The organism is Photobacterium sp. DNB23_23_1, from assembly GCF_052873815.1.
Genome location: NZ_JBNNXT010000157.1, coordinates 1 through 205 on the forward strand (window position 1 = coordinate 1; position 205 = coordinate 205).

Here is a 205-nt window from a genome sequence, read left to right on the forward strand (position 1 = left end):
AATTGGTAGACGCACCAGATTTAGGTTCTGGCGCCGCAAGGTGTGAGAGTTCAAGTCTCTCCTTCCGCACCATCTTTTCTTAATGAGCTTTATGCTTGATTAGGAAAACAAGTCTCTGAAAAGAGCAACTGCAGGTCTATCGCCAAGCGGTAAGGCAGCGGCTTTTGATGCCGCCATTCCCTGGTTCGAATCCAGGTAGACCTGC

General features: G+C 49.3%; 1 tRNA gene. It reads left to right on the forward strand.

The features are described from left to right. The first annotated feature begins 132 nt into the window (after positions 1-132). Positions 133-204: transfer RNA gene (locus tag ACVA53_RS25205), tRNA-Gln, on the forward strand. The last annotated feature ends 1 nt before the right edge of the window (position 205 follow it).